21 protein-coding genes are annotated in these 21,067 nt (G+C 41.3%); 16 read left to right on the forward strand and 5 right to left on the reverse strand.

The genetic code is table 11. The annotated features are described in order from the left end of the window. Window positions 1–14: 14 nt before the first annotated feature. The 12 genes from argB to hemW all read left to right on the forward strand — a co-directional run bounded on the left by argB (window position 15) and on the right by hemW (window position 13,598). Window positions 15–914: an acetylglutamate kinase gene (gene argB, locus ACQRBH_RS07675; RefSeq protein ID WP_235233299.1), complete on the forward strand. Its 900-nt coding sequence runs from the start codon at window positions 15–17 to the stop codon at window positions 912–914. Window positions 915–918: 4 nt separating this feature from the next. Further along, window positions 919–2,094, forward strand: a complete 1,176-nt coding sequence (locus ACQRBH_RS07680) for an aspartate aminotransferase family protein (RefSeq protein WP_427741928.1) — start codon at window positions 919–921, stop codon at window positions 2,092–2,094. Window positions 2,095–2,150: 56 nt separating this feature from the next. After that, on the forward strand, window positions 2,151–2,582 hold the full coding sequence (locus ACQRBH_RS07685) for a DMT family transporter (protein WP_347376239.1): 432 nt from the start codon (window positions 2,151–2,153) through the stop codon (window positions 2,580–2,582). A gap of 65 nt (window positions 2,583–2,647) precedes the next feature. Further along, complete coding sequence (locus ACQRBH_RS07690) at window positions 2,648–3,241, forward strand: helix-hairpin-helix domain-containing protein (protein WP_427741926.1); 594 nt, start codon at window positions 2,648–2,650, stop codon at window positions 3,239–3,241. Window positions 3,242–3,256: 15 nt separating this feature from the next. Continuing rightward, window positions 3,257–3,946 carry a response regulator transcription factor gene (locus tag ACQRBH_RS07695; RefSeq protein ID WP_427741925.1) on the forward strand — a complete coding sequence of 230 codons (690 nt, stop codon included), beginning with the start codon at window positions 3,257–3,259 and terminating at the stop codon, window positions 3,944–3,946. An 88-nt stretch (window positions 3,947–4,034) separates the two neighbouring features. Then, the gene (locus ACQRBH_RS07700) at window positions 4,035–5,369 is read left to right on the forward strand and encodes a sensor histidine kinase (protein WP_427741924.1); all 1,335 of its coding nucleotides are present in this window, start codon (window positions 4,035–4,037) and stop codon (window positions 5,367–5,369) included. Window positions 5,370–5,388: 19 nt separating this feature from the next. Then, window positions 5,389–6,315, forward strand: coding sequence for a GerMN domain-containing protein (locus ACQRBH_RS07705; protein ID WP_427741923.1), 927 nt, complete (start codon window positions 5,389–5,391; stop codon window positions 6,313–6,315). 2 nt (window positions 6,316–6,317) lie between these two features. Next, complete coding sequence (locus ACQRBH_RS07710; protein ID WP_427741922.1) at window positions 6,318–8,519, forward strand: DNA internalization-related competence protein ComEC/Rec2; 2,202 nt, start codon at window positions 6,318–6,320, stop codon at window positions 8,517–8,519. A 92-nt stretch (window positions 8,520–8,611) separates the two neighbouring features. Continuing rightward, window positions 8,612–9,625 (forward strand): alpha-hydroxy-acid oxidizing protein, encoded by a 1,014-nt coding sequence (locus ACQRBH_RS07715; protein ID WP_427741921.1) that lies wholly within the window; start codon window positions 8,612–8,614, stop codon window positions 9,623–9,625. 3 nt (window positions 9,626–9,628) lie between these two features. Beyond that, a complete protein-coding gene (gene holA / locus ACQRBH_RS07720; protein WP_427741920.1) occupies window positions 9,629–10,609 on the forward strand; it encodes a DNA polymerase III subunit delta in 981 nt (326 codons plus the stop codon). Window positions 10,610–10,674: 65 nt separating this feature from the next. Further along, complete coding sequence (gene lepA / locus ACQRBH_RS07725; RefSeq protein WP_235233267.1) at window positions 10,675–12,486, forward strand: translation elongation factor 4; 1,812 nt, start codon at window positions 10,675–10,677, stop codon at window positions 12,484–12,486. Further along, a complete protein-coding gene (gene hemW, locus ACQRBH_RS07730; protein WP_427741919.1) occupies window positions 12,486–13,598 on the forward strand; it encodes a radical SAM family heme chaperone HemW in 1,113 nt (370 codons plus the stop codon). The genes lepA and hemW overlap by 1 nt, the downstream gene beginning before the upstream one ends. A gap of 68 nt (window positions 13,599–13,666) precedes the next feature. On the opposite strand, the gene ACQRBH_RS07735 is transcribed toward hemW, so the two are convergent. From ACQRBH_RS07735 to ACQRBH_RS07755, 5 genes are read right to left on the reverse strand one after another with little or no spacing between them, the layout of a single operon-like run. Continuing rightward, window positions 13,667–14,221, reverse strand: a complete 555-nt coding sequence (locus ACQRBH_RS07735) for a chromate transporter (protein WP_235233269.1) — start codon at window positions 14,219–14,221, stop codon at window positions 13,667–13,669. After that, window positions 14,218–14,769 carry a chromate transporter gene (locus tag ACQRBH_RS07740; protein WP_427741918.1) on the reverse strand — a complete coding sequence of 184 codons (552 nt, stop codon included), beginning with the start codon at window positions 14,767–14,769 and terminating at the stop codon, window positions 14,218–14,220. Before ACQRBH_RS07740 ends, ACQRBH_RS07735 begins: the two co-directional genes overlap by 4 nt. 16 nt (window positions 14,770–14,785) lie before the next feature. Next, window positions 14,786–15,298 (reverse strand): DUF4364 family protein, encoded by a 513-nt coding sequence (locus ACQRBH_RS07745; RefSeq protein ID WP_427741917.1) that lies wholly within the window; start codon window positions 15,296–15,298, stop codon window positions 14,786–14,788. Between the two features lie 2 nt (window positions 15,299–15,300). Continuing rightward, entirely contained in the window at window positions 15,301–16,224 is a 924-nt protein-coding gene (locus ACQRBH_RS07750; protein ID WP_427741916.1) for a TIGR01212 family radical SAM protein, read from the reverse strand. Between the two features lies 1 nt (window position 16,225). Beyond that, window positions 16,226–17,374 (reverse strand): NAD(P)-dependent malic enzyme, encoded by a 1,149-nt coding sequence (locus ACQRBH_RS07755; protein ID WP_235233273.1) that lies wholly within the window; start codon window positions 17,372–17,374, stop codon window positions 16,226–16,228. Between the two features lie 186 nt (window positions 17,375–17,560). Here ACQRBH_RS07755 and rho point away from each other — a divergent pair, with 186 nt between their 5' ends. The 4 genes from rho to prmC all read left to right on the forward strand — a co-directional run bounded on the left by rho (window position 17,561) and on the right by prmC (window position 21,034). Then, window positions 17,561–18,898: a transcription termination factor Rho gene (gene rho / locus ACQRBH_RS07760; RefSeq protein ID WP_235233300.1), complete on the forward strand. Its 1,338-nt coding sequence runs from the start codon at window positions 17,561–17,563 to the stop codon at window positions 18,896–18,898. Window positions 18,899–18,996: 98 nt separating this feature from the next. Continuing rightward, entirely contained in the window at window positions 18,997–19,200 is a 204-nt protein-coding gene (rpmE, locus tag ACQRBH_RS07765; protein ID WP_235233274.1) for a 50S ribosomal protein L31, read from the forward strand. Between the two features lie 72 nt (window positions 19,201–19,272). Continuing rightward, window positions 19,273–20,211: a DUF1385 domain-containing protein gene (locus ACQRBH_RS07770; RefSeq protein ID WP_235233275.1), complete on the forward strand. Its 939-nt coding sequence runs from the start codon at window positions 19,273–19,275 to the stop codon at window positions 20,209–20,211. After that, a complete protein-coding gene (prmC, locus tag ACQRBH_RS07775; RefSeq protein WP_427741912.1) occupies window positions 20,174–21,034 on the forward strand; it encodes a peptide chain release factor N(5)-glutamine methyltransferase in 861 nt (286 codons plus the stop codon). Before ACQRBH_RS07770 ends, prmC begins: the two co-directional genes overlap by 38 nt. The last annotated feature ends 33 nt before the right edge of the window (window positions 21,035–21,067 follow it).

Here is a 21,067-nt window from a genome sequence, read left to right on the forward strand (position 1 = left end):
AGGAAGTAGATGAGATGAACAAAGATATGCAGAAGTATCTGGAAAAGGCAGAAGTACTCATAGAAGCACTTCCGTATATTCAACGGTTCAACCGAAGGATTATCGTAGTAAAGTATGGCGGAAGCGCCATGGTAGATGAAGCATTAAAGGCACAGGTGATTCAGGATGTGACTCTTCTGAAACTGGTAGGATTTAAGCCGATTATCGTGCATGGAGGAGGAAAAGAGATCAGCAGATGGGTCAGCAAGGTCGGTATGAAGCCAGAATTTGTCAATGGACTTCGTGTGACGGATGAGGCAACTATGGAACTTGCAGAGATGGTATTAGGTAAGGTAAATAAAAGCCTGGTGCAGTTGGTAGAGAGTCTGGGAGTCAGAGCAATCGGAATCAGTGGAAAAGATGGAAAGCTCTTATCGGTGAATAAAAAGTATTCAGAAGGAGAAGATATCGGATTTGTGGGTGAAGTAAAAGAAGTCAATGCGCCGATTCTGTATGATCTGCTGGAGAAGGATTTCCTGCCAATCGTATGTCCAGTCGGCCTGGATGATGATTACAATACTTATAATATTAATGCAGATGATGCGGCATGTGCGATAGCCAGAGCAATGCGGGCGGAAAAGCTTGCATTTCTGACGGATATTGAGGGTGTATACAAAGATCCAAAAGATCCGTCAACTTTGATCTCAGAATTGACGGTATCCGAAGCACATAAGCTTATGAATGACGGATATGTGGGAGGCGGTATGCTTCCGAAACTTCACAATTGTATTGATGCAATTGAACATGGAGTGTCCAGAGTACATATATTGGATGGACGGATTCCACACTGTCTGCTTCTGGAAATATTCACGAATAAAGGTATTGGTACAGCAATTATTAATGACAGCGATCGAAGATTTTACTATGGAGAATAAGCATATGAATAAATATATTGAAGCAACACAAAATGGACTGGTCCATACTTATAATCAGTTTCCAATTGTGTTAGAAAAAGGAGAAGGCGTCTATCTGTATGATACCGAAGGGAAAAAGTATCTGGATTTTGCTGCAGGCTATGCAGTATCGTCTCTTGGATATGGCAATCAGGAATTGAATGATGCACTGAAAGCACAGATAGATCAACTGTTTCATACATCCAATCTTTATTATCATACAGCATGTGGGAAGGCAGCAGAAGATCTAAAACGAGTAACAGGTATGGATCGTATTTTTTTCACCAATAGTGGAGGAGAGGCTGTCGAAGGAACATTAAAAGCTGCAAGAAAATATGCCTATAAGAGAAAAACAGGGCGTTATGAATTCATTGCGATGAAAGAGTCTTTTCATGGAAGAAGCTTTGGCGCAGTATCTGTTACTGGACATGATGCTTACAGAGAGCCGTTTGAACCATTGGTTCCTGGTGTATCATTTGCAGAATACAATAATCTTGAAAGTGTGAAAGCGCTTGTGACAGATAAGACCTGTGCAATTATTCTTGAGCCGTTACAAGGTGAAGGCGGTATCAATGTGGCTTCGGAAGAGTTCATGAAAGGGATCCGTAAGCTCTGTGATGAAGAAGGAATTTTGATGATCTGCGATGAAGTACAGTGTGGCATGGGACGGACTGGTTCGATGTTCGCATGGCAGTCTTATGGCATTAAGCCAGATATTATGTCCATGGCAAAAGCAATCGGAAGCGGAATTCCTGTCGGTGCATTTGCTATGACAGAGGAAGTAGCACAATATTCTCTTGAACCGGGGGATCATGGCACAACATACGGAGGTAATCCACTGGCATGTACAGCTGTCAGTAAGACGGTAGAGATCTTTGGACGGGAGAATCTTGTATCCCATGTGCAGGAGATTGGAGCATATCTGTCAGAACAGTTGGATATTCTGGTACAGGAATCTGACTGCGTGACAGCAAGAAAGGGCAAAGGTCTGATGCAGGGAATTCAGGTTACAAAACCGACCGGAGAGATTGCGAATGCTGCTTTGCAGGAAGGTCTTCTTGTAATCGGTGCAGGAGCGGATGTAATTCGTTTTGTTCCGCCACTGATTATTGAAAAAGAACATGTGGATGAAATGATAGAGAAATTGAAGAAAGTGCTGTAGACATAAAAAATCAATCGTTGGATATACTATTTACAGGAATGTAGGAGGTAGATCGGATGATTGGTTTTTTAATTGCTCTTTTGTCAGGGGCTTTAATGAGTGTACAAGGCGTGTTTAATACACAGGTGACGAAGACGACAGGAATGTGGGTCAGTAACGGATGGGTACAATTGAGTGCTTTTGCATTATGCTTTGTGGCATGGTTGATCTCGGGCAGGGATAATGTAATGACGCTCGCAAAGGTAGAACCCAAATATGTACTTTTAGGCGGTGTGATCGGGGCCGGAATTACATGGACAGTAATCAAGAGCATGGAACAGCTGGGCCCGGCAAAAGCAGCGTTGTTGATCGTAATCTCTCAGTTAATCGTTGCGTATATTATTGAATTGTTGGGATTGTTCGGGGTAGAGAAAGAACCACTTGAGTGGAGAAAGGTAATCGGCATGGGGATTGCTTTGATTGGAGTTGCAATTTTTCAGTGGAAATAGTACAATAACTTTATCTAGGCATATGCGGGGTATTTGCAGTTACGACAGACTGTAAAGGAGAATTTATGCGTAGAAAGATCTGGAAAAAAAGAAAAGTTATCATTATGGCGGCAGTTTTGCTTCTGCTTGCAGGATGTTCAAAAGAAGCGGAAAAAGAGCAGGTGCAATTGGCAGAAGTAAAAGAAGATACATCGCAAGATGCAGAGACAGAAGATACGGAAGAGAAACAGGAGACAATCTATGTCCATGTATGTGGCGAGGTTGTGAATCCAGGAGTATACAGACTTCATACAGGCAGCCGTATCTATGAGGCATTGGAAGCGGCTGGGGGACTTAGTGATGAAGCATCAGCAGAAGCGTTGAATCAGGCGGAGCAGATAGAGGATGGACAGCAGATATATGTTCCTTCCAGAGAAGAAAAAGAACAGCAAATCTTAGAAAATCAAAGCGCAGATCCAGAAGAAGATGGCAAAGTGAATTTGAATACAGCATCGAAAGAGCAGCTTAAGACTTTAAATGGAATTGGTGAGGCAAAGGCAACAGCCATTATCCAGTACCGAGAGGAGCATGGCGGTTTTCAGAAGATTGAAGAATTAATGGAAGTGGAAGGCATTAAAGAAGGTACGTTTCAAAAGATTATGGATCAGATAAAGATTTAGCGAGGGAGAGCGTGAATGGGTAGAAGAGTATTGGTAGTAGACGATGAAAAATTAATTGTAAAAGGAATTCGTTTTAGCTTAGAACAAGATGGAATGGAAGTAGACTGTGCTTATGACGGGGAGGAAGCATTGAAACTTGCCAGAGAGAATGCCTATGACATGATTTTATTAGATGTTATGCTGCCAAAGCATGATGGATTTGAAGTATGCCAGCAGATTCGTGAATTTTCAGATGTTCCTATTGTTATGCTGACGGCCAGAAGTGATGATATGGATAAGATATTGGGATTGGAATATGGCGCAGATGATTACATAACGAAGCCATTTAATATTCTGGAAGTAAAGGCACGTATCAAAGCAATCATGCGTCGTGTCAGCAAAAGTAATCAAAGCAAGGCGAACGATAAGATTATTGTGAAAGGTGATATGACGATTGATTGTGAGAGCCGGCGCGTGGTTATCGGAAAAAAAGAGGTTAATCTGACGGCAAAAGAATTCGATCTTCTGGAATTGTTGGCAATGAATCCGAATAAAGTCTATAGCCGTGAAAATCTGTTGAACATTGTATGGGGATATGAATATCCTGGAGATGCAAGAACAGTAGATGTACATATACGTAGGCTTAGGGAGAAGATTGAGATGAATCCAAGTGATCCAAAGTACGTATATACAAAATGGGGAGTGGGTTATTATTTTAGGGGCTAAAAAGTATTTTAAACAGAATGTATTTAAGAGCTTGCGTTTTCGAATCACCCTGTTGATATTTTTGGCTGGGATTGTGCCGGGCCTTATTATGAGAGGGGTGATTCTGAGCAGTTATGAGAAAAGAGCAGTAGAAGTACGAACTGCAGAGATACAGAATCAATGTACTATTCTTGGCAATCAACTGAGTAATTCCAATTACTTGGCTGGTGAAGCGTCTGAAGTGATCAGAACGGAGCTGGTGCAGCTATCTAATATCTATAGTGGACGTGTTCTGATCATAGATCAAGAGTTCCATATTGAAGAAGATACATATGATATGGATATGGGAAAAACCATCGTATCCGAAGAAGTAATCCGGTGCTTTCAGGGAAAGGGCACCAGTAATTATGATGCAAAAAACAGGTATATAGAGGTGACTTCTCCAATCTATGAGATGGGATCGGATAAAGTATTAGGAGTCATGCTTGTAAGTGTATCGACGGATTCGATTGTTGACAGTATGCAGATATTAGATGAAAGAATCTTGATTCTGGAACTTACGATTGCTGTAGTACTGTTGGCGTTGGCTTTTGCAGCAGGTATCATTATGGTGAGGCCATTCCAAAGAATCAGTCGTTCTTTGGCGGCGGTAACGGATGGATATGAGGACAATTATCTGCAGGAGAACACTTATGCAGAGACTATATTGATCTCAGAATCATTTAACAGAATGGTAGAACGAATGAAAGTGTTGGATGATTCTCGCAATGAATTCGTGGCAAATGTGTCACATGAATTAAAGACACCGCTGACATCAATGAAGGTATTGGCAGATTCGTTGTTGGCACAGGAAGATGTTCCGGCAGAACTATATCAGGAATTTATGGGAGATTTGTCAGAAGAGATTGAAAGAGAGAATAAGATTATCAATGATCTCCTGTCTCTGGTGAAGATGGACAAGACGGCAAATACTTTGAATATCAAGTCTGAAAATATTAATGCCCTGGTAGAAAGAATACTGAAGCAGCTTCGGCCAATAGCAGCGACACGCAATATCGAAGTGGTATTTGAAAGCTTCCGTCCGGTAACCGCTGAAGTAGATGAGATGAAACTGTCACTTGCGATTACAAATCTTGTAGAAAATGCTATTAAGTATAATAAAGAGAATGGATGGATTCATGTATCTTTGAACGCGGATCACAAAAATTGTTATATTGAAGTTGCCGATTCTGGAATTGGAATCCCTGAAGAGGCGCTGGAACATATATTTGAAAGGTTTTATCGTGTCGATAAATCCCATTCCAGAGAAATCGGTGGAACTGGGTTGGGTCTTGCCATTGCAAGAAGTGCGGTGGTGATGCATCGAGGCGCAATTAAGGCTTATAGTCAGGTGGGAGAGGGAACGACATTTACAATACGAATTCCGCTGACTTATGTATCTTAGGACAGGAGGAAAGAGCAATATGAGTCGAAAAAGATGCTATACGATTGTTTGCATACTGCTGTGTCTTTCACTTCTGGCAGGATGCAGAAAAGGAAAGGAACCAGAAGAAGGAGAGTCTTTTATCTGTTACGTGAATACAGAAGATACCGCTTTGGTAAAAGAAAAGTATGAGATGAAAGGAGAGAATGCGGAGGAAAAGGTTCAGAACTTATTGAATGCGATGCAAAAGGAACCAGATTCTATAGAATATAAAAGCGTGTTCCCGGAAAAATTAAAGATACAAGACTGGACGTTATCCGATAAAAAATTAGAGATTCATTTTAACAGTACTTATGAGAAAATGAGTGCTGCCAAAGAGGTGCTGCTGAAAGCAGCTGTGGTACAGACTTTGTCGCAGCTTTCAGAGGTAGAGTATGTCTGCTTTTTTATTGAGAACAGTCCATTAACTGATAATCTGGGTAAAGAAGTGGGGTATATGCGGGCAGAAGATTTTGTGCAGAATACAGGTTCATTGTTGTATTCTTACCAGGTTGGAGAACTGAAACTATATTTTGCCAATGAGCAAGGAAATGCTCTGATAACAGAAAATATCAGTGTCCGTTATAATAGTAATACATCGATAGAAAAGCTGATAGTAGAACAATTATTGAAGGGTCCGTCTAGGGAAGGACTGTATCCGGTGATTCCGCCGGAAACCAAGGTGCTTGGCGTATCGGTCAAGGATAATGTGTGTTATGTGAATCTTGATGAAGGATTTCTGAATAATACTTACACGATAGATCCTAAAATTACAATATATGCAATTGTTAATTCTATTGTTGATGGAGGTGCATCCAGTCAGGTGCAGATTCTGGTGAATGGGGAATCTGATATCACATACATGGGAACAGTAGATCTTAGTAAGCCATTATCACGAGATCAGAACCTTGTGGAGGAGAAAGAATAGTCATGAAAAACAGGCCATTGTTAAGTGTGTGCCTGATAATATTGATGATGGTTGCTGTGAGTATAGCGGTTGGAGGAGAGAGGTTTGTAAAAGAACTTCGTCCTTCACCGCTTGAATGTATTGTGTCTCAAGGCGATACAATATCTTTACAGGGACAAATCTATTATTTTGAGCAGAAGGATAAATATCAGGCAGTATATCTAAAGAACAATTCTATTCAATATGAGAAACAATCGTTTCAAGAATCTAAGATTATCGTATACATAGATCCCGATTTACAAGTGAATATAGGAAATGTCATACAGGCAGAAGGAGAAGTCTCATTTTTTCAACATGCCAGAAATCCAGGAAATTTTGATCAGAAACAGTACTATCAGTGTCGGAATATTCATGGGTTGATGTGGGCAGAAAAAGTGACTGTAATTGATAGACAAGAATGGAAATTACGGTCTGGGCTTATGAAGTTCCGGCTTCAGTGGAAAGAGCAATTGATCAGAATGATGGGAGACGAAGATGGGACTGTATTAAGTGCCATGATGTTGGGGGAAAAGTCCTCTATGGATCAGGATTTAAGAACGCTTTATCAGGCAAATGGGATTGCGCATATACTTGCAATTTCAGGGCTGCATCTTTCCTTTGTAGGACTGGGAATGTATCGGATGTTACGTCGGCTGACAGGTTCATATTCTGTTGGAGGGGTGGCTGGAATATTTTTTCTGTGCATGTATATCTTGATGATCGGATGTACAGTATCAGCTATGCGTGCACTTGTCATGTTCCTGTTCAGAGTCGGGGCAGATATGACCGGTCGGCATTATGATGCGCCGACAGCATTTGCTTTTGCTGCAGTGGTAGTATTGTTGTGGAGACCGCTTTATCTGTTCGATGGCGGATTTTGGTTATCTTTCGGAGCAGTGTTGGCAATTCTACTGGTACTTCCAGCGTTTCAAGATTTCGCGTTTCAGGGAATCTGGGCCAGCGTCAGTATCAATCTCGTATTACTTCCCATTTTGTTATATTATTTTTTTGAGTTTCCACTTTATTCATTTCTGTTGAATCTTTTTGTAATTCCACTTATGTCAGTCTTGTTATTCCTGGGAATGGCAGGAAGCGGAATCTATGTGGTGTGTATGCCAATAGCAAAAATCCTTATGAAGATATGTGGAGTAATTCTCTGGATTTATAAAAAGGGTTGTAACATCGCCATTAGGCTTCCGGCATCTAGAATCGTGACTGGCAGACCACAGTTGTGGCAGATTGCAGTATATTATGTTGTGCTGTGTATGGTCTTACTTTTGCTATGGAAGAAATCAAACCGGTGCAAAGTACTGGCAGCAGCACTTTTGGGAACGGCAGTATTTGTGCTGGGATTTCGCTGGGGTGAAGATGGAAAGCTGATGACGACAATCTTAGATGTTGGGCAAGGGGATGGGATTTTTATCAAAGGACCGGATGGAGGAACATATCTGATTGATGGAGGAAGCAGTGATGTGAAAAAGATAGGACAATATAGAATTGAGCCTTTTTTAAAGTCACAGGGAGTATCTAACCTTGACTATGTAATCGTGACGCATGGAGACAGTGATCATATGAATGGGATTGAAGAATTGATAGATCGGAAGAAAATAGGAGTGACCATAGATACTCTGGTTCTTCCGGTGCAGGAAGTGTGGGGAGAAGAATTGGTGGCATTGGCAGAGAGAGCAAAAAAAGAAGGGATTCGTGTAGTTGTGATCGCTCCAGGTCAGGAGATCATGGAAGAGGAGCTGACTCTGACTTGTCTGCAGCCAGGTGAAGCCGAAGAAGGATTAGAGACGGGAAATGAGACATCCATGGTAATGGTAGTGTCCTATGGGGAATATGATATGCTCCTTACTGGAGATGTAGAAGGCAAAGGAGAAGAAGAATTGACGGATCTTTTGAAACATAAGTATAAAAATTGTTCTTGGGAAGTACTGAAAGTAGCCCACCATGGCTCTAAGAACTCTTCAAGCAAAGAATTCTTAGATGTGGTGAAACCACGATATGCTATTATATCAGCGGGACAAAAGAACCGATACGGACATCCGCATCAAGAGACGATTGCCAGGCTGGAAGAAGCAGAATGCAAAATTAAGTCAACACAAGAAACAGGTGCGGTAATGATAATTATCCATAAAAATGAGATGTACATAAAGTGGAATTGTTACGCAGACAATTCGTGATTACATTGGGGAAACAGTTGAATTCAAGAAAAAGATTCAGTATAATTCTAAAAGGAAGTTGATTTAAATGATACGAAAAGAGGTAATAGAAGATGACATATGAAGAAGTATTGAATCATGCAAAAACTTGCATGGGAGAACATTGCAAAGCCTGTCCGGTATGTAATGGAAAGGCTTGTGGCAATAAGATGCCGGGACCTGGAGCAAAGGGAAGTGGAACGGTGGCAATTCGTAATTATGATAAATGGCAGGAATTATGTGTGAACATGGATACAATCTGTGAAAATAAACCAGTGGACACTACATTGAATATTTTTGGAGAGTCTTTTAAATATCCGATTTTTGCCGCTCCAATCGGAGCGATGAAGTTGCATTATGGAGATAAATATGATGATCTGGAGTACAATGATATCCTGGTATCTGCCTGTGCAGATGCAGGAATTGCAGCATTTACCGGAGATGGTACTAATCCGGCAGTTATGGTGGCAGCAACCAAAGCAATCAAGGGAAAGGGAGGAAAAGGAATCCCGACAGTAAAACCGTGGGACATGAATACTTTAAGAGAAAAGTTGACTATGATTCAGGATTCTGGTTCTTTTGCGGTGGCAATGGATATCGATGCGGCAGGTCTCCCGTTTTTGAAGAATCTTACTCCTCCGGCTGGAAGTAAATCAGTGGAAGAACTTCAGGAGATTGTGCGAGAAGCAAAAGTTCCATTTATTCTGAAAGGTATCATGACTGTAAAAGGTGCGTTGAAGGCGAAAGAAGCCGGGGCGGCAGCAATTGTTGTATCGAATCATGGAGGACGTGTGCTGGATCAGTGTCCGGCAACAGCAGAAGTATTAGCAGACATTGTGGATGCAGTCGGAAAAGATATGAAGGTATTTGTCGATGGAGGAATTCGTTCAGGTGTCGATATCTTTAAAGCGTTAGCACTTGGTGCAGATGCGGTTTTGATTGGACGTCCATACGTGACGGCTGTATATGGTGGAGCCGGAGAAGGTGTCGCAGCCTATACGGAAAAACTGGCTTCAGAATTAAAGGATACTATGGCAATGTGTGGGGCACATTCCCTGGAAGATATTTCAAGAGACATGGTAAGATAATTCATGAAAAGTTTGAATGAGGATATTAAATTAGGTCAATTTAAGCAAATATATCTCCTGTATGGGGAGGAGGCTTATTTGAAAAAACAATATAAAGATAAGCTTACCAAAGCGATACTCCCAGATGGGGATACCGTGAATTATGCTTATTATGAGGGGAAAGGAATCAATCCGGCAGAATTGATCGATCTGGCGGAAACGATGCCGTTTTTTGCTGAGCGCAGATTGATCGTGATAGAAAATTCTGGCTTTTTTAAAAGTGCAACACCAGAATTAGCAGATTATATGAAAAATATGCCTGACACTGTCTGCTTCTTATTTGTAGAAAATGAAGTGGACAAGCGCGGTAAGATGTATAAGGCGGCAAAAGATAAGGGGCGGATCGTTGAAATGGGACGCCAGGATGAGAAGACACTTTTGTATTGGATTGCCAGTAATGTGAAAAGAGAAGGCAGACAGATCAAGGAATCTACAGCTCGTTATCTGGTGTCAAAAACAGGCACAGACATGGAGAATCTGGAAAAAGAGATGGAAAAGTTATTCTCCTATACATTGGGCAGAAACGAGATTACGGTACAGGACATTGATGATATCTGTACGACCCAGATTACCAACAAGATTTTTGAAATGGTGGAAGCGGTAGCTGTAAAACAGCAGAAAAAAGCCCTGGATTATTATTATGACCTGCTTGCATTGAAAGAACCGCCGATGCGAATCTTGTATCTTCTGGCCCGCCAGTTCAAACTACTTCTTGAAGTGAAGGATCTTTGTGGAAAAGGATATGAAAAATCACAGATTGCAAAGACTGTAGGACTCCATCCTTTTGTGGCTGGAAAGTATATACAGCAGTGCAGAACTTTTTCCAGGGAAGAGCTTAGAAGTATCATGGAAGAAGCAGTCAATGCGGAAGAAATGGTAAAAACAGGACGTCTGAATGATGTGATGAGTGTGGAACTTTTCATTGTAAAATACAGTGCTGCGTGATATACTGAGCGCAGCGATTGCTGAAAATAATAATTGTAAATTTATGATTAAGGGGAAAGATATCAGTGGCAATAGATCAGAGTAAAATTCGTAATTTTTGTATTATAGCGCATATTGATCACGGAAAATCTACGCTGGCAGACCGTATTATTGAGATGACAGGTCTGCTTACCAGCCGGGAGATGCAGTCTCAGGTTCTTGACAATATGGAATTGGAGAGAGAGCGAGGAATTACCATCAAAGCGCAGGCGGTGCGTATTGTTTATAAGGCGAAGAACGGGGAAGAGTATATTTTCAATCTGATTGATACCCCGGGGCATGTGGATTTTAATTATGAAGTTTCCAGAAGTCTGGCTGCCTGTGATGGAGCAATTCTGGTAGTTGATGCCGCACAGGGTGTGGAGGCTCAGACACTGGCGAACGTCTATCTGGCATTGGATCATGATCTGGATGTTATGCCGGTGATTAATAAGATTGATCTTCCAAGTGCTGAGCCGGAGCGTGTGATTGAGGAGATTGAAGATGTCATTGGCATCGAGGCAACGGATGCACCATTGATCTCTGCAAAAACCGGATTGAATGTGGATCAGGTTCTGGAGCAGATTGTTGAGAAGATTCCGGCTCCTGTGGGAAATCCAGAGGCACCTTTGCAGGCTTTGATTTTTGACTCTTTATATGATTCTTATAAAGGTGTTATAGTATTCTGTCGAATCAAGGAAGGATCCGTTCGAAAGGGAACTCCGATTCTGATGATGGCGACCGGAGCAAAGGCTGAGGTCGTGGAAGTGGGCTACTTTGGCGCAGGACAGTTCATTCCTTGTGAGGAGCTAAGCGCAGGAATGGTAGGATATATTACGGCCAGTCTGAAGAATGTGAAGGATACTCGTGTGGGAGATACGATTACCAATGCGGTGGAACCATGTGCTGAACCACTTCCCGGATATAAGAAAGTAAACCCAATGGTTTATTGTGGCATGTATCCGGCAGATGGCGCGAAATACCCGGATCTTAGAGATGCGCTGGAAAAATTGCAGTTAAATGATGCGTCTTTGCAGTTTGAACCAGAGACATCTATTGCATTAGGATTTGGTTTCCGATGTGGCTTTTTGGGATTATTACATCTGGAAATTATTCAGGAACGTCTGGAGAGAGAATATAATCTGGATCTGGTAACGACTGCACCAGGTGTTATCTACAAGGTTCATAAAACCAATGGAGATGTTATTGAATTGACCAACCCGTCTAATCTTCCAGATCCATCAGAAATAGAGTATATGGAAGAACCTATGGTTAAGGCTGAGATCATGGTAACTTCCGAGTTTATCGGTGCCATTATGGATCTGTGTCAGGAACGCAGGGGAATTTATGATGGGATGGAATATATTGAAGAGACTCGTGCAGTGCTGAGATATCATTTGCCATTGAATGAGATTATCTATGATTTCTTTGATGCATTAAAATCTCGATCCCGAGGTTATGCATCCTTCGATTATGAGATGGATGGTTATGTACAGTCGAATCTTGTGAAACTGGATATTTTGATTAACAAAGAAGAGGTAGATGCGCTTTCCTTTATTATTCATGCAGATACAGCATATGAACGCGGACGTAAGATGTGTGAGAAGTTAAAGGAAGAGATTCCAAGACAGTTGTTCGAGATTCCGATTCAGGCTGCAATCGGAAGTAAGATTATTGCCAGAGAGACGGTAAAAGCGATGCGCAAAGATGTGTTGGCAAAATGCTACGGTGGTGATATCAGCCGTAAGAGAAAGCTTCTGGAAAAGCAAAAAGAAGGTAAGAAGCGTATGCGACAGGTGGGAAATGTTGAGATTCCACAAAAAGCATTTATGAGTGTATTAAAGCTGGATGATAAGTAATGAGACCATTAGAATTATATGTTCATATACCGTTCTGTGTGAAGAAATGCAGGTACTGTGATTTCCTGTCAGCACCTGCTTCGGCTGAAGAAAGACAGCGGTATGTAGAAGAACTTTGTGAGCAGATACGTGCTTATGGAGTGTTGTCAGGAGATTATCATATTGTCAGTGTTTTCATTGGCGGAGGGACACCGTCTATTCTGGAACCTGGGCAGATTCATGCGATTTTTGATGCTGTCAGAGGAACCTTTCCGGTAGATTCAGATGCAGAGATCTCAATAGAAGTGAATCCTGGTACTGTAGACCGGATGAAGATGAAGTCCTATCGGAAAGTTGGTATTAATCGTCTGAGTATAGGTCTTCAGTCGACGAATAATCAGGAATTAAAGATGCTTGGCAGGATTCATACATATGAAGATTTTCTGGAAACTTTCGCACTTGCAAGAGAAGAGGGATTTGCCAATATTAACGTAGATCTGATGTCGGGAATACCATTTCAGACGCTGAAAGATTGGATGAAGACCCTGAGTACAGTGGCAGAATTGGGACCGGAACATATATCAGCATATAGTCTGATTATTGAGCCTGGCACGCCATTTTATGAAAAATATGGCGAAGGAGAGCGGGCCAAAGCAAGAAGAAAAAGAGAGCTTCCCGATGAAGATACAGAACGTCTGATGTATCAGCTTACTGCAGATATTCTTAAGGAATATGGATATCACAGATATGAGATATCGAATTATGCCAGAGAAGGATATGAATGCCGTCATAATCTTGGATATTGGAATCGGGCAGAATATCTGGGTATTGGGACCGGAGCTGCATCTCTGATGCAAAACAGACGTTGGACACAGGGAGAAGAGCCAGAAGTCCTAAGCAGGGCAAATCAGATGGAGGAGTATATGTTCCTGGGGCTTCGAAAGATAGAAGGCGTGTCAAAAAGTAAGTTCCAGAAAGACTTTGGATGCATTATGGAAGATATTTATGGAAATGTCTTGCAGGATATGTATGATAAAAAACTGTTAGAAGAATCAGGAGATTATGTGAGACTGACAGAGAGAGGGATTGATATCAGTAATTATGTGATGAGTGAATTCCTTCTGGAAGACTAAGTATATAACTAATAAATGTAAGGCGCAGGGATTACTGCGCCTTCTTTATAGATTGAGATATATTATATTTACATTTGAAATAAAATTCCAATGATTGCACCCATAATAATCCATACAAGGGGGTGCAGTTTTTTTAATGGCTTGATCTGCATGAAAATAAATGCTATCAGGCAGACAGTAATGCTGATCAGATTGAGACGTGTCTGTCCATCAGTGGCACAGACCATCGTAATCTGTAAGAGCTCCCATACTGCATAACCTATCAGGGCGGCTACTGTAGGACGGATTCCATAAAAAACAGCTTTGACTGTAGGATTTTCACTAAAGTTTTCTAAGAATCTGGCGATCAGGACAATAATAACTAATGCTGGAGCTGTCAATGATAAAGTTGCAATCAGAGCGCCAGGAATACCAGCTGCCTGGTATCCGGCGTAAGTTGCCATATTAATGCCGACGGGTCCAGGGGTACTTTCACTGATTGCGACCATATTTGCAAGCTCACTGGCAGTAAACCAATCGTATTTTTCTGTCAGATCCATAAGGAAAGGAAGTGTAGCCATTCCACCGCCCACAGAAAATAAGCCGATTTTGAAAAATTCAAAAGCTAGTGTCAGATATATCATTTGGCACATCTCCTTTCTAGTTTTTTGGCAATGATTCCAACGAGACCTGCCAATATGATAATTACAGCAGTAGGAATCGGAGTAAAGCATGCCAGAAGAAAAGCTACAAGAAACAGAATAGCTCCGAGCTTATCGATAATACCCTTACGCGCCATAGATACAACGGTGTTGAGCATTAATGCACAGACAATAACGCGAATTCCTGCAAGTGCATGTACAACGAGTGGAAGATGGATAAAGTTCTGTAAAATGGATGCAATCAAGCAGATAATAATGATGGAAGGTGAGATAACACCAAGTGTTCCGGCAACTCCTCCTGTGAAACCTGCCTGTTTATATCCGACGTAAGTTGCAGTGTTCACGGCAATGATACCCGGAGTACATTGGCCGATTGCATACATATCGAGAATTTCTTCTTCGGTACACCAATGGCGTTCTTCCACTACTTCTCTCTGAAGCATTGGCAGCATTGCAAGTCCACCGCCGAAAGTAAGTCCTCCTATTTTAAAAAAACTAATGTATAAGTCTCCTAATTTCTTTAATTTCATAAAATCCCCCTTTTGTTCATAGCAGATTTGACATGATCATTGCATAGATTTCCTGGTTCTTTTTGGTCCAGTTATTTGCTATGGTTTCGGCTTCGGCTTCTGTCGGAGCAGTGACTGTCAAGTCAATGAGAGGAACACCATGTTCGATTACCTGACATCGTACCGAATATTCCTGATTGGAATTGCGATAGTAATCTGATTTGACAGAAACTTCATTTTTTAATTCGTATTGCTTTTCTTTTAAAAAAGTATTGATATCTTGCTGAATGGCAGGAGATATATCATTTTTAAAGAAATGAATCGTCTCTGAACCTTCTTCAGTAAGATGGTAGAAGGTTCTGCTGTGCGTTGATTCTTCGCGGATGAAACCAGACTCGATGAGTTCCGATATTGCCTGCTGCAGTTTAAAATAAGTGGTATATCCTTCGTCCAGAATGAATTCTGATATCTGAGCATTGGTCAGAGGAAAATCTACTTTATTCAGCATATAGAGAACAATTAATTTATATAATTTGAAAGACGTGTCCATGGTCATAACTCCTTTCCTTGCCATATGTCGTGAGTTTTCAAATATGCCTGCATATTGTTTAATACCTGACGTTTATTTCCCGTCCATAAGGGGGCAATCAGAAGAGATTTCGGTCCGTCACCAGTAAGTCTGTGTATGACGATATCTGGGCGGAGATGACACAGGCACTGGCCAATGAGCGAAAAATATTCTTCCATATCCAGAAGCGAGAATGGATGTTCGTTGTAGTAATCGGCCAGATCTGTATCTTTTAGTATGTGTAATAATTGCAACTTCACTCCTTGAATATCCTGCGCATTCAGATAATGGACGGTATCAAGAATATCTTTGGTACTTTCTCCGGGGAGCCCTAGAATCATATGAACGATGACTGGGATATGAATAGCGCGAAGCTTCTGGACTGCCTGCTCAAATACAGGAAGTTCATAACCTCTTCTGATAAAATGGGCAGTTTTAGGGTGAATGGTCTGAAGGCCCAGCTCAACCCACACAGGCTTTATCTGGTTTAATTCATCTAATAATTCTATGATATCTGACCCGAGACAATCCGGTCGTGTGGCAATATCCAGAATCTTTATGTCAGGGTGATGAATTGCTTCAGTGAAGACTTCTCTTAGATAAGAAACAGGGGCATAGGTGTTGGTGTATGCCTGAAAATATGCGATGTAAGATACACCGGAATGCTTTTTGGCTACTTGAGATTTACCCTGTTCAATCTGTTCTGTAATTGACAATCTTCGATTAGAGGCAAAATCACCTGAACCGCCGGTACTGCAAAAGATACAGCCCCGGCGGCCCAAAGTGCCATCTCGGTTCGGACAGGTCATTCCTCCATCCAGAGAAATCTTATATAGTTTTTCTCCATAAGTCTGCTTTATATAATAATCAAGAGAATAATATCTTTTTTCTCCCCATCGGATAGTCATGTTAGATCAATTCCTTTACTGCGCGGCTGACAACATCGGCAACTCGCGGATCAAAGGCTTCTGGCAGAATGTTGTTTTCATTCAATTCATCATCAGAGACCAGACTTGCAATTGCTTTGGCGGTTGCTAATTTCATTTCTTCGGTAATCTGAGTTGCGCGTCCTTCTAAAGCTCCTTTGAAGATACCAGGGAATGCAACAACATTATTGACTTGATTCGGAAAGTCGGATCGTCCGGTTCCTACGACTTTGGCACCAGCAGCTTTGGCCAGATCAGGCATGATTTCCGGTACTGGATTAGCCATTGCAAAGAGAATAGCATCCTGATTCATAGAAGCAACCATTTCCTGAGTCACGATATTAGGTGCAGAGACACCTACAAAGATATCTGCGCCCTTCAATGCATCTGCCAATGTTCCGGCCTTCCCTTCCAGGTTTGTAACTTCCACCATCTTCTGCTGCATCCAGTTCAGATTTGGGGAATCTTTACCTATAATTCCATTAATATCACACATGGTAATATGTTTGAAACCATAGGTAAGAAGTAATTTTGTTATAGCGACACCTGCAGATCCTGCACCGTTAACAACGACTTTGGAATCTTCTTTATTTTTGCCGGTTACTTTCATCGCATTGATGATTCCGGCAAGAACTACAATTGCTGTTCCATGCTGGTCATCGTGGAATACTGGGATGTCCAATAATTCTTTCAGTCGCTCTTCAATCTCAAAACAACGAGGAGCGCTGATATCTTCCAGATTGATACCGCCGAATGCCGGAGCAATATTGACGACAGTCTTGATAATCTCTTCTGTGTCTTGTGTGTCGAGACAGATAGGTACAGCATTTACTCCGCCGAATTCTTTGAATAACACTGCCTTGCCTTCCATAACTGGCATAGCGGCAAGAGCACCGATGTTGCCAAGACCAAGAACTGCGCTTCCATCAGAAACGACAGCAACGGTGTTGGATTTGATTGTATAGGTATAAGCAGCTTCTTTATCTTTTGCTATGACTTTGCAAGGTTCAGCGACACCTGGCGTATAGGCAATTGCAAGATCTTCACGGGAATTTACATGGGATTTTGCGGTTGTTTCAATCTTTCCCTGCCATTTTTCATGCATCATAAGTGCTTTTTCATTTGTTGTCATGGGGATACCACCTTTTCATTTATATTTTCATTGGTTATAATCATATCATTCCTGGAAAAGCAAATCAATAAAAAGGCTTTTAAAAATGGAAGAATTGTAGTATAATCATACCATATTCAAGAGAAGCTCAATCGAGCTTGAAAAATCCCATTGTGTTATATGGAGAATATGTGAGGAACGTTTATGATGAGAGAGAAGTATGAATCTTTGCCTTTGTCTACTTTAAAAGACCTTGCAAAAGCAAGGGGATTAAAAGGTATTTCAACCATGAAAAAGGCGGAATTGGTTGAACGTATGCTCGAGGAGGATGAAAAAGAGAAGCAGGTTTCCAGAGATGCGGTGAAAGAAATGTCTGCCAATACAGGAGATAAAGAAATGCATGACATAGACAGGTTGGACAGTGGTGTCAAGGCACGGGGAATTCTGGAGGTACATCAGGATGGTTACGGATTTATCCGAAGTGCGAATTATCTTCCAGGAGAGAATGATGTCTATGTATCACCATCCCAGATTCGTAAGTTCAATCTGAAGACCGGAGATATTCTGGAAGGGAATACTCGAATTAAGACACAACAGGAAAAGTTCAGCGCGTTGTTATATTTGACGAAGATTAATGAGATGGATCCAATGAAAGCGATGCGCAGAGCGAATTTTGAAGATATGACTCCAATTTTTCCAAACGAAAGGCTGCGTCTGGAATGTGGTAAGACAAGCACAGCCATGCGTATTGTGGATCTTCTGTCTCCAATTGGAAAAGGACAGCGTGGAATGATCGTGTCACCTCCGAAGGCTGGTAAGACGACCTTGCTGAAGCAGGTGGCGTTGTCTGTGCGTAAAAATAATCCGGAGATTCATCTGTTAATTTTGCTGATCGATGAGCGGCCGGAGGAAGTAACTGATATAAAGGAAGCAATTGAAGGCGATAATGTAGAAGTGATATACTCTACGTTTGATGAACTCCCGGAACATCACAAACGTGTGTCGGAGATGGTAATTGAGCGGGCAAAGCGTCTGGTAGAACATAAAAAAGATGTTATGATTCTATTGGATAGTATTACAAGGCTTGCAAGAGCATATAATCTTACGGTTCCGCCATCAGGAAGGACTTTATCAGGTGGTCTTGATCCGGCTGCCCTTCATATGCCAAAGAGGTTCTTTGGTGCGGCAAGAAATATGCGTGAGGGAGGAAGCCTTACGATATTGGCAACTGCATTGGTAGATACGGGAAGTAAAATGGATGATGTGGTCTATGAAGAATTTAAAGGTACTGGTAATATGGAATTGGTATTAGACCGCAAGTTATCAGAAAGAAGAGTGTTCCCTGCAATAGATATTCCAAAATCTGGGACAAGAAGAGAAGATCTTTTGTTGTCCAGGGAAGAGCAGGAGGCTGTGGATTCTATGCGTAGAGCATTGAATGGAATGAGGGCAGAAGAAGCGGTCGACAATATTCTGAATATGTTCAGTCGAACAAGAAATAATGCAGAATTGATTCAATTAGTAAAAAAGACAAAATTAATCTAGACAAGATACGATATTTATGATACAATGACAAAGCTGTTTAGAAAACGAAATTTAATTGCACATCGTGCATGTGACTAAATAAAGAAGAGGTGAAAATCATGAAAGAAGGAATACATCCAGCATATCATCAGGCAACTGTAACTTGTAACTGTGGCAATACATTTGTAACAGGATCTACAAAAGAAGATATTCACGTAGAAATTTGTTCTAAATGTCATCCATTCTATACAGGACAGCAGAAAGCAACTCAGGCTCGTGGTCGTGTTGATAAGTTCAATAAGAAATACGGAATGGACAAATAATATTTACAAGTATCGGGTTGAGGTTGATATAATCTCAACCCTTTTATGTTTATAGAAATAAAGGAGTTGTGTATGAAGTCATCAAATATTGGCGGACAGGCAGTGCTGGAGGGAATCATGATGAAGCATAAGGATGATTATGCTGTGGCAGTGCGCAAGCCGGATGGAGAGATTTTTGTACAGAAAGAGACTTATCAGAGTATTACGGGCAGATGGAAGAAACTGACGACAGTACCATTTGTCAGAGGAATCTTTAATTTTATTGATTCTATGGTACTGGGGATAAAGACATTGACGTTCTCTGCAAGTTTTTATGAAGAGGAAGAAGAGGTTCAGGAACTGACAGAAAAAGAAGCACAGAAGAAGGAAAAGCAGGAGAGCATTATTATGGGAATTACTGTGGTATTTTCCGTAGTCGCAGCAGTTGCAATCTTTATGGTATTACCATATTTCCTGTCTTTATTATTGAAGCCGTTGATTGCTTCCTATACTATCAGAACTGTCATAGAAGGATTCGTAAGAATAGGGATTTTTGTAGTGTATGTGCTTCTGATATCCAGAATGGAAGATATCCAGAGAACATTTATGTACCATGGGGCAGAGCATAAATGTATCAATTGTATTGAACATGGCCTGCCGCTTACAGTGGAAAATGTCCGTATCAGTTCCAGACAGCATAAGAGATGTGGAACTAGTTTCTTATTCTTTGTGTTGGCTATCAGTATTATTCTGTTATTGCTGATCAGGGTAGAATCTCCATTTATGCGGATAATTATCCGAATTGCTTTGCTTCCGGTAATTGCAGGAATCTCCTATGAAGTATTGAAACTGGCAGGATGCAGTGAAAACCCGCTGATCAACCTGTTCAGTAAGCCGGGACTCGCTATTCAGAAGTTGACAACAAAAGAACCGGATGACAGTATGATAGAAGTTGCGATACAGGCTGTGGAGGCAGTTTTCGATTGGAGAGCATATGAAGCAGAAAATTTTCACACTGCAGAAGATATATAAAGAAGGTGTTGCTGCACTGACAGAGGCTGGGATCGCAGAGGCTGCATTAGATGCGTGGTATCTGCTTGAATATGTGACAAATATCAGCAGAGCGTCTTATTATGGAGATCCTGAAAGAGAGCTTGCAGAAGGTCAGGTAAGACAATATCGGGATTGCATTGCAAGGCGTAAAAGCAGAATCCCCTTGCAGCATATCACCGGTGAGCAGGAATTTATGGGATATTCGTTCTATGTTAATGAACATGTGTTGATACCCAGGCAGGACACAGAGGTACTGGTAGAAGAAGCGATAAAGGTAGTTCGTGCAGGGACACCTGGAATGAAAGTGCTGGACATGTGTACCGGCTCAGGATGTATCTTGTTGAGTCTCTTGAAATTATGTCCGAGAACTGTGGGAACCGGATGTGATATATCAGAAGATGCATTGAAGGTGGCAAAAAGAAATTCCGAGAGGTTGGAAGTCGCGGCAGAATTTGTACAGAGTAATCTTTTTGAACATATAGAAGAAAAATATCAGCTGATTGTATCAAATCCACCCTATATTCGTACTGCTGTTATCGAAGAACTTCAAGAGGAAGTCCGTTTTCATGATCCAAGGATTGCGTTAGATGGAAGAGAAGACGGTCTGTACTTTTACCGTAAGATAATAGAAGAAGGCAAAAGATATCTGGAAGATGGAGGATTCCTGATGTTTGAAATCGGTCACGATCAGGGATCGGATGTGTCGTATCTTATGGGAGAAAGTGGATATAAGGATATAAAAGTAAAAAAGGATTTGGCAGGTCTTGACCGTGTGGTTACAGGCATGTACAATAAAAGATAACGTGCGCAAGGGAAATGTCTTGCGTAAGGATAG

This window comes from Bariatricus sp. SGI.161 (assembly GCF_050313695.1).
In the GTDB taxonomy this organism is placed as follows: Bacteria; Bacillota; Clostridia; order Lachnospirales; family Lachnospiraceae; genus JAFBIX01.

Bases quoted from the DNA above. Each gene is read 5' to 3' on its own strand.
- ACQRBH_RS07710 (WP_427741922.1), top strand. From the start codon at position 6,318: ATGAAAAACAGGCCATTGTTAAGTGTGTGCCTGATAATATTGATGATG.
- ACQRBH_RS07750 (WP_427741916.1), bottom strand. From the start codon at position 16,224: ATGACTATCCGATGGGGAGAAAAAAGATATTATTCTCTTGATTATTAT.
- rpmE (WP_235233274.1), top strand. From the start codon at position 18,997: ATGAAAGAAGGAATACATCCAGCATATCATCAGGCAACTGTAACTTGT.
- ACQRBH_RS07745 (WP_427741917.1), bottom strand. From the start codon at position 15,298: ATGGACACGTCTTTCAAATTATATAAATTAATTGTTCTCTATATGCTG.
- ACQRBH_RS07680 (WP_427741928.1), top strand. From the start codon at position 919: ATGAATAAATATATTGAAGCAACACAAAATGGACTGGTCCATACTTAT.
- ACQRBH_RS07740 (WP_427741918.1), bottom strand. From the start codon at position 14,769: ATGAAATTAAAGAAATTAGGAGACTTATACATTAGTTTTTTTAAAATA.
- ACQRBH_RS07700 (WP_427741924.1), top strand. From the start codon at position 4,035: ATGAGAGGGGTGATTCTGAGCAGTTATGAGAAAAGAGCAGTAGAAGTA.
- hemW (WP_427741919.1), top strand. From the start codon at position 12,486: ATGAGACCATTAGAATTATATGTTCATATACCGTTCTGTGTGAAGAAA.
- prmC (WP_427741912.1), top strand. From the start codon at position 20,174: ATGAAGCAGAAAATTTTCACACTGCAGAAGATATATAAAGAAGGTGTT.
- ACQRBH_RS07770 (WP_235233275.1), top strand. From the start codon at position 19,273: ATGAAGTCATCAAATATTGGCGGACAGGCAGTGCTGGAGGGAATCATG.
- ACQRBH_RS07695 (WP_427741925.1), top strand. From the start codon at position 3,257: ATGGGTAGAAGAGTATTGGTAGTAGACGATGAAAAATTAATTGTAAAA.
- rho (WP_235233300.1), top strand. From the start codon at position 17,561: ATGAGAGAGAAGTATGAATCTTTGCCTTTGTCTACTTTAAAAGACCTT.
- ACQRBH_RS07685 (WP_347376239.1), top strand. From the start codon at position 2,151: ATGATTGGTTTTTTAATTGCTCTTTTGTCAGGGGCTTTAATGAGTGTA.
- ACQRBH_RS07755 (WP_235233273.1), bottom strand. From the start codon at position 17,374: ATGACAACAAATGAAAAAGCACTTATGATGCATGAAAAATGGCAGGGA.
- holA (WP_427741920.1), top strand. From the start codon at position 9,629: ATGAAAAGTTTGAATGAGGATATTAAATTAGGTCAATTTAAGCAAATA.
- ACQRBH_RS07690 (WP_427741926.1), top strand. From the start codon at position 2,648: ATGCGTAGAAAGATCTGGAAAAAAAGAAAAGTTATCATTATGGCGGCA.
- ACQRBH_RS07715 (WP_427741921.1), top strand. From the start codon at position 8,612: ATGACATATGAAGAAGTATTGAATCATGCAAAAACTTGCATGGGAGAA.
- argB (WP_235233299.1), top strand. From the start codon at position 15: ATGAACAAAGATATGCAGAAGTATCTGGAAAAGGCAGAAGTACTCATA.
- ACQRBH_RS07705 (WP_427741923.1), top strand. From the start codon at position 5,389: ATGAGTCGAAAAAGATGCTATACGATTGTTTGCATACTGCTGTGTCTT.
- ACQRBH_RS07735 (WP_235233269.1), bottom strand. From the start codon at position 14,221: ATGATATATCTGACACTAGCTTTTGAATTTTTCAAAATCGGCTTATTT.